The 7,879-nt window shown below is 42.0% G+C and carries 5 protein-coding genes; all 5 read right to left on the bottom strand.

Annotation, left to right across the window (positions count from 1 at the left end; all coding sequences use genetic code 11):
- Positions 1-92: 92 nt before the first annotated feature.
- The gene (locus tag JUI58_RS14575) at positions 93-2,156 is read right to left on the bottom strand and encodes an ATP-binding cassette domain-containing protein (protein WP_204104522.1); all 2,064 of its coding nucleotides are present in this window, start codon (positions 2,154-2,156) and stop codon (positions 93-95) included.
- 4 nt (positions 2,157-2,160) lie between these two features.
- Positions 2,161-3,333, bottom strand: coding sequence for a glycosyltransferase family 4 protein (locus tag JUI58_RS14570; RefSeq protein WP_204104521.1), 1,173 nt, complete (start codon positions 3,331-3,333; stop codon positions 2,161-2,163).
- Positions 3,334-3,363: 30 nt separating this feature from the next.
- Complete coding sequence (locus JUI58_RS14565) at positions 3,364-4,494, bottom strand: glycosyltransferase (RefSeq protein ID WP_204104520.1); 1,131 nt, start codon at positions 4,492-4,494, stop codon at positions 3,364-3,366.
- Positions 4,495-4,572: 78 nt separating this feature from the next.
- The gene (gene crtR, locus JUI58_RS14560; protein WP_204104519.1) at positions 4,573-5,463 is read right to left on the bottom strand and encodes a beta-carotene hydroxylase; all 891 of its coding nucleotides are present in this window, start codon (positions 5,461-5,463) and stop codon (positions 4,573-4,575) included.
- Positions 5,464-5,638: 175 nt separating this feature from the next.
- Positions 5,639-7,789, bottom strand: coding sequence for a DNA helicase RecQ (recQ, locus tag JUI58_RS14555; RefSeq protein WP_204104518.1), 2,151 nt, complete (start codon positions 7,787-7,789; stop codon positions 5,639-5,641).
- Between the last annotated feature and the right edge of the window lie 90 nt (positions 7,790-7,879).

Raw genomic sequence — 7,879 nt, 5'->3', positions numbered from 1 at the left:
CTCTAGTCGGATGCTTCGCGATTTCCTTTGTTGGTCTCGCTAACCCTACCCAAATCAAAGATTATGGGTAGGGACTGCACTCGACATTTTGTTCAAATCTCTCGTTTCGATAATTTCGCGCCTTTTTCTTCATAGAAAGAAAGGGTTTTCAGTAATTGTAAAGCGGATTCGTAAGATTCTTCGATTAACTCTTCTCGTTCTTCTGGAGTATCGACTAAATCCTCCTGTACCAGTTGTAGAAGACCTAACATGGCATTCAGTCGTGTTCTCACTTCATAGGATAGTCGCGTTCTGAGTTCGTGAGAAGCTCGCAAGGATGCTCGGATCAAGGCGGCATTGGTTGGGAGTACGATCTTCTTGGCTTTTTTCTTGCCAAATTGCATTTCGTATAATTTGGCATACTGCCCGTTGAGGGCGAGTAATTCTTCATGGTTGCCTAATTCTACAATGCGTCCTTTTTCCATCACGGCAATTTTATCGGCTTGCTGCACGGTGGAAAGGCGGTGGGCGATCGCAATGGTGGTGCGATCGCGGCAAAGTTCGTCAATGGCTTCTTGTACTAATCTCTCGGAAATGGTATCTAAAGCACTGGTGGCTTCATCAAGAATCAAGATTTCCGGATCTTGTAAGAGGGCGCGGGCAATGGCTAGGCGCTGTCGTTGTCCTCCGGAAAGCATTACCCCGCGATCGCCGATTTCTGTCTCAAATCCTTGGGGCATTTCCATAATAAATTCATAGGCATTGGCACGTTTTGCGGCATCGATAATCTCGGCTTCTGTTGTCTCGTTTTTGCCGTAAGCAATGTTATAGGCAATTGTATTATTAAATAAAAAGGTTTCTTGACTAACAACCCCCATTGCCCTTCGCAGGCTGCGAAGCTGAAAATCTTGCAGATTGATGCCATCTAATGTGATGCTTCCTGCGCTGGGATCGTAGTAACGGGGAATTAAATCGACTAATGTTGATTTTCCTGCCCCAGAGGAACCGACTAAAGCAACGGTTGTTCCTTTGGGTATCCATAAATCAATATCTTTTAAAACTGGTTCATCATGGCCGGGATAAGCGAAGGTTACTTTTTCAAAGCAAATGCCTTGTTTGAGAGATTGAAATTGCCTCTCTCCTTTCTTCATAATGGGTTTATTATCCCGTCGTAGAAAATCAGCAACAATAGCGGCACTGTAAGCAACATTGGCAAATCTACTGCGATCGCCGTTTAATTGTCCGACAATGGGGAGCAGGCGAAAGAGAGTGACTAAGTAAATCAAAAGAATCGTTGAAACCGATTGTAGGCGATCGGCAAAGAGGTAACGTCCGATAATAACAATGGCTAAAACAATGAGAATTCCTGCGATTTCATTAATGGGACTAATAATGGCATAATTTGCTTGGGCTTTGAATTCAGCTTGCTCTCGTTCACGGATAAATCTGGCAATTCTTTGATATTCTGAATCCTCCATACTTGCTGTTTTAATTAAACGGATGCCCGAAAGAATTTCTAATAGTTTTCCTGAAAATGCGCTGGATTTTTGCGAGACAATTTTTCCATAAGCCTTGGCTTGTTTGATCAGATATTGATTGCTTAATGCGACACATCCTAAGAGAAATATTGCGATGGAGGTAAGCTGCCAAGATAAAAATAACAAAATCCAGAGGAACACGAAAATAGTAATGGCAGATGTAAGCATTTTGAGGGCAAATTTAATTGCACTTACTGTTCGTCCAACTTCTTGATTCAAAAAGTTAATAATATCGCCTACTTTCGTTTTACTATAATAATCGAGGTCTACTTCTAAGAGGAGTTTTAGACCCTCTAGACGCATTCCATTGACTAAATATTGAGACAAATAACTCGCAATAATAGTTGTTAAATAAATTGTGAGATTTTTGAGAATAATCGCGAATAAAACCACTGCCAGCATCGCTAGATATTTCCAATCTCCGGGAAAGCGATCGAAAAAAACAAATATCTTTTGTAAAAATGCGGGTCCTTTTTTTAAAATTTGGTCATCTTGACCGAGAAACCCCAACATGAGAGGAACAATTAAAGCGGTACTGACTCCGTTAAAAATTGCACTCGAAAATCCAGAAAGAATGGTCAAAACCACTAAAACTGGATGCCGAAAGGCAAATTTGAGCAATAATCGATTGGGAGTCATTGGTTTATCCAGAAAGATTCGCGATCGCCTCTTTTAGAATAGCAGCCATAGCATCAACACTATAATACTGCACGCATCTTTCTCGTGCTTTGCGTCCACGGGCGATCGCTTCGTCGTAATTTTGGAAAATCGCCTCAATCTGCGTGGCAATTTGTTGAGGGGAACTGGGATCGGCAAGAAACCCTGTTTCCCCTAATATATCAGGAATATCGCCAACACGAGTAGAGATGACAGGTTTGGCCATAGCCATGCCATCTCCAAGTTTAATGGGGAACTGCGCTCGGGCGACGGGGGTATCCCGTTGGGGAACAATAACAATATGAGCGGCTGCAACGACTTCGGGCATTTCATCTAAGGGAATCGATGGTAGTTTAATCAGCCACGGTTTCCCTTTCTCTAACAATTGTTCCAGATAACCGTCGCCTATTGGCGTTCCTCCGACTAAGACAAATCGCAAATCTGGGCGATCGAGTAAGTTTAAGGCCTCGATAACATCCTCGATGCCTTTATGAGGTCGTGCGGTGCCAGGAAACATTAAAACACGGTATTCAGACAGTCCATATTTTGCGCGACTTTCTTCCGGATTAAATTTTTCTGGATCGAATAAACGGGTATCTTTGCCATTAGGTAGATAAATACCGCCATAGCGATTTCGCAAAAATTCTGTATCAATGGTAACAAGATCGGCTTTGGCGACGAGTTGTTCGCACCAGCGTAAATAAAGGGGATGTTGGGGATCTCGCAATGCTCCATTTTTTTTGAGAATATCTCGAGCGACTTTTTTCGGGTTGGCTTGATATTGCCAGTCATCACCCCCAAACCAACTTAATTCCCAATCATCAATATCTAAGAGAAGAGGGCGTTTCGAGAGAAAACGTTTGAGTAAACCAATGCCAAAGCTGGTGGGTTTGGGTTTAACTGCATAAATAATATCTCCATCGATCGCCTGGATAAGCTCTTGGACAGACTGAAAAAATTGCGGATAGTTACAGCCTTTAACCCACTGAAGCGGAAGGTCTTTGGGGGGAATAGGATAGAGTTGTTCTTCAAACAGACAACCAAAAACTTTGACGTTAAAATCCAGTTGTTGCAAAACTTTAGCTAGGAGATAAACCCTTGTTGCTGCTCCACCATGTAAGTTTGGCGATAGTAAGGAAATTTTAGTTTGCGAAGACATAAGCAAATATTTATTTATATATATCTTGAACTAGATCGAGGTGGCAAAATAATCGGCGATCGCCTGTTGAATTTCTTCCTTAAATTTTGCAGTTGAGAAGAGATTATTTCGCGGTTTTAGTTGTGCTTTCAGAGATTCTTGCTTGCTGCGATCGCTTAAAACACTAGCAATTTTTTCCACCGCTTCGTTAGGATTGCTAAATAATAATTCCTCATTCTCTGACCCGACAATTTCAACTTGTCCCCCTTGACTACGCACAAAGGGAATTGCACCTGCTTTCACCATTTCAGCAATAGAAATGCCAAAGGGTTCTTTTTTATAGTGAATACCATATTTACATCGTGCTAAAACTTTGACATATTCTGCATAGGGTAAGTTTTGATAGAGTGTAATCCAATCAGAATTTTCCATAATTGTCTTGTATAGCCGACGTTGATACCCCACGGCATAAGTTCCTCCTCCTCCTCCTGTTAAGTATAGTTTAATCTCGAAACCGCGATCGCGCACTTGCTTTAAAATTTCAATAACACGGTGGGGTTCTTTCGCTTTGGTCAGTCTTCCACTACAAATGAAAGCATTTTCTTTAGATTCCCAAGCTATATCCTGAACATCTAAGACAACAGGAGGATAAATAACTTTTGATTCGCAACCATAAACTTTTTTAACAGTTTCTCCGACAACCAGAGAATTAACCAAACACAAATTGCTTTTGAGGGAAGAGAGAGAAAAATCAGAAATTTTATGAGCGAGAGCATTGCCTTCAATAACTTTTACCCAGTGAATGTATTGAATACCATTCCCTCCTAAATCAGTAGCATTATAACCGGAAATTGGTAGATCGTATTCGGAGCAATGTTTTTTAAAGATACGAATCAAGAAGTGAAATAATAACATTCTCGCTAATCCATTATTGGCAACCAAAAAATGAATAAGTCTGTGAAATCTAACATCAAAAACAACTCGGATTTTTAGGCGATCTTTTGTCAACTGAGTTCCATACATGGAATTTAGTTTATCGAGATCGATATCCGTGAGGGTAAATAGGGTTAATTCATAATTTTCTTTGAGTGCTTCTAAGATCCAAAGTCCAACGGCTTCTGCTCCCCCACCCATAAAAAGGGGATAAAATAAAACGATTTTGGGGAGCTTATTCACATCCATCTTGATTAATATTCAGTAACTACGAAACGAGATCGGGTTCTTGCAGTTTGGCGATCGCAACTTGCTAGAAAAAGCAATTTATTCAGACTCTTTCTTTTTAGGATGAAAGCGAATACCGACAAAAAGATCGTAGAGAAAGCCCCAAAAATCTTTTCCTTGAAAAATCCCCAAAGATAGAGGACTCCCCTTTGATTCTAACAGAGGTTTTGTGGCGCGATAAGCGGGCTGGTATTTATACCAAGGAATTGATGGCCAGAGATGATGAACAAGGTGGTAATTTTGTCCCATAATCATCAGATTGAGAATAGGACTGGCATAGACGCGGGCATTTTTCCAGCGACTTTGTTCGCGAAAGGGACGATGGGGGAAATAATCAAAAAAGAGTCCCAAGGTAATTCCCACCACTAGGGCTGGAACAAACCAATAGTCAACAATATAAGAGAAAAAATCATAGTAAATGGAAACTCCAATCAAAGTTGCTACAGATAAGCGACTGAGAAACCATTCGAGGAGTTCGTGCTTGCGCCATAAGCGACGCTTGAAAAAGAAGACTTCGTGATAGAAAAAACGCGGTGCAATGAGCCAAAGAGGACCGCAGGTAGAGACGAAATGATCTGGGTCATTGTCAGGATCGTTAACGTTGGCGTGGTGTTGGAGGTGAACGCGGGTAAAGACGGGGAAGGCAAAACCCAGAATTAAAGCGCTAATATGTCCTAAAGCAGAATTTATAATCCGGTTTGCGTGGGCGGAATTATGAGAAGCATCGTGGATGACTGAACCCGATAGATGCAAGGCAAGAACATTGAGCCAAAAACTCAACCAATGAGGCCAATTCCAGAGGAAATAACCTCCACTTGATGTGGTAAGTAGAATTACTGCCGTCATACACAGGAGAACATTGGGATTAAACCCCCCTGGTGCGAGTAAAAATTCTTTGGGAACGCTCAGAGGCTTTTGCGCCACCTGCATCGTCTGCCTTGCTCCTTTAACTTAAAGTTTATTTGGGTATTGTAGGATAGAACGGGTTTAAATTAAGAATGATGAAGAAAACTAATCAATTTTGACCCATTCTCTAAGATTTCTCGGTTAGATTGCCATTTCTGTTTTGATGGGGAGAGTCCCCTGCGATCGCTTTCCTTTTGCTTTAAAAAGGGTCTTCCTCATCTTCATTTTCCCTGCGCCAGCGCGATCGCGTTAAGCGAATCTCTTCATAACTATACTCATCCCCCAAAGCGTCTCGAATGGGGGTTAAGGCTTTCTCTCCGACTTTTTCAATTGCGGCGATAATTATTTTTTGTCGTTCTGGGGGAACGAGGCGATCGAGGTCGATGGGCGATCGCATTTCGATTAATTCGCTTAAATGAGAAGAGATTGTACTGGGACGCAAACCACGCTCGATGGCGATTTCTTCTAAGTTTAACCCTTGTTGATATAAACCCAAGGTGATCATTTGCGTATCAGAAGCAACGGGAACAGGTGGTTTGTGTTGTTGGCAAAACTCGCGAATTTCCGAGATAAAGCGATCGCCGTAGCGGTCCATTTTTTGCGCCACCACCCCAGGGATTTGGGCAAAATCGGCTCGGGTTTGGGGGCGTTGTTGTGCCATAACCCGCAAACTAGAATCAGCAAAAATCACATAAGGGGCAACAGATTGAGTATCTGCGAGGTTTTTTCGTAATAAGCGCAGGCGATCGAAGAGTAATTCGGCTTCTATTTTCCGAGGATTTGCTTCTGATTCTGTTTTCGCTGCCGTTTTTTGAGGCACAGCAATGTTAACCGATCGCTGTTTTCTGAGAATTTCCCAACTTTTTTTATTTAACTTTAAAACCGGATAACCATCGGTTGTTGACCCCAATAGTCCTTGATGCAGCAGCGATCGCGTTAAATGTTTCCATTCATCTACACTTCTATCTTTCCCAATCCCGTAAGTCGAAAGTAAATGATGTCCATAATCTAAAACTCGTTTTTTATTCGCTCCTCGCAATACATCAACAATATGGTTCGTACCAAATTTTTCCCCACAGCGATACACGCAAGAAAGAAACTTTTGTGCCTCAATTGTCCAGTCTTCAATCGGTTGTGGATTGCGGCAATTATCGCAGTTTTCACAGTTACCTGAAAACCGTTCTCCAAAGTAACGCAATTGAATTGTGCGACGACATTCTGCCCCTTCTACATAGTCTACAATTTGGTTTAATTGCTGTCTGGCAACGCGCTGTTCATTCTCATCGGGTTTTTGGTCGATGAGATAATCAATGCGGGGTTTATCTCCTGGACTATAGAAAAGAATACAGCTTGCAGGTTCGCCATCTCGTCCTGCCCGTCCTGATTCTTGATAGTATCCTTCTAAGTTTCGCGGTAAGTCATAGTGGAAAACAAAACGCACATCAGGTTTATTAATACCCATGCCAAAAGCAACAGTTGCCACAATCACTTGTACATCATCTCGGATAAAATGATTTTGATTTTTGCTTCTTTTTTCCGACTCCATTCCGGCATGATAGGGAAGGGCTGAAATGCCATCCTTTTCCAGTCGAAATGCAATTTCATCGACCTTGCGACGACTCAAACAATAAACGATTCCCGATGCTCCTTTTTGCAGACGAATCGCATTCAAAAGCTGATTGTAACTTTGACGCTCTTTTCGCTTAACTCCATAGTATAAGTTAGGGCGATTAAAACTAGCAATATAAATACTCGGACTATTAAGAGTAAGTTGTGTGCAAATATCCTCCCGCACGCGCTTAGTTGCTGTTGCAGTAAAAGCTAAAACCGGAATATTGGCATAGCGTTGACGCAGTTGTTTGAGTTGGCGATATTCGGGGCGAAAATCGTGACCCCAAGCAGAGACGCAATGTGCTTCGTCTACAGCAAAAGCGGAAATTCCCACCCGCGATCGCAGGACTTCCAAAAAAGGCAAAAAAGACTCGCTTAACAATCTCTCAGGGGCAATATACAGGAGTTTAATTCTCCCTTTCAAAATTTCTTGTTCTCGCGATCGCACTTCTTCTCGCTCTAAACTACTATTAAGAAAAGTCGCTCCGATCCCATTATTCAACAAGGTGTCTACCTGATCCTGCATCAGGGCAATTAGAGGAGAGACCACTACAGTTAAACCTGGTTTGAGCAAAGCTGGCAATTGAAAGCAAAGGGACTTTCCCCCTCCAGTGGGCATAATGGCCAGTAAATCCCGGTTTTGTAGTGCCTCTTCAATAATTTGGTGCTGTCCCGGTCTAAAGGTATCGTAACCAAAGTATTGTTTGAGATAGGTTTCGAGGGTGTTTAGTTGGTACATAACTACTTTTTTACCCCATAATGGCATTATGGAGCAATGGGAAGCAAGAAAGGAAGGGAGTAATTTCTTTTTGTAGTTTCTTTTTGTTCC

The sequence above is a fragment of the Spirulina sp. CCY15215 genome (genome assembly GCF_016888125.1).
In the GTDB taxonomy this organism is placed as follows: Bacteria; Cyanobacteriota; Cyanobacteriia; order Cyanobacteriales; family Spirulinaceae; genus CCY15215.
The sequence above is the reverse complement of the archived record's forward strand: the minus strand, read 5'-3'. Positions and strand labels throughout refer to the sequence as shown.

Coding starts and splice junctions, on each gene's coding strand:
- JUI58_RS14570 (WP_204104521.1), bottom strand. CDS start 3,333: ATGTCTTCGCAAACTAAAATTTCCTTACTATCGCCAAACTTACATGGT.
- recQ (WP_204104518.1), bottom strand. CDS start 7,789: ATGTACCAACTAAACACCCTCGAAACCTATCTCAAACAATACTTTGGT.
- crtR (WP_204104519.1), bottom strand. CDS start 5,463: ATGCAGGTGGCGCAAAAGCCTCTGAGCGTTCCCAAAGAATTTTTACTC.
- JUI58_RS14565 (WP_204104520.1), bottom strand. CDS start 4,494: ATGGATGTGAATAAGCTCCCCAAAATCGTTTTATTTTATCCCCTTTTT.
- JUI58_RS14575 (WP_204104522.1), bottom strand. CDS start 2,156: ATGACTCCCAATCGATTATTGCTCAAATTTGCCTTTCGGCATCCAGTT.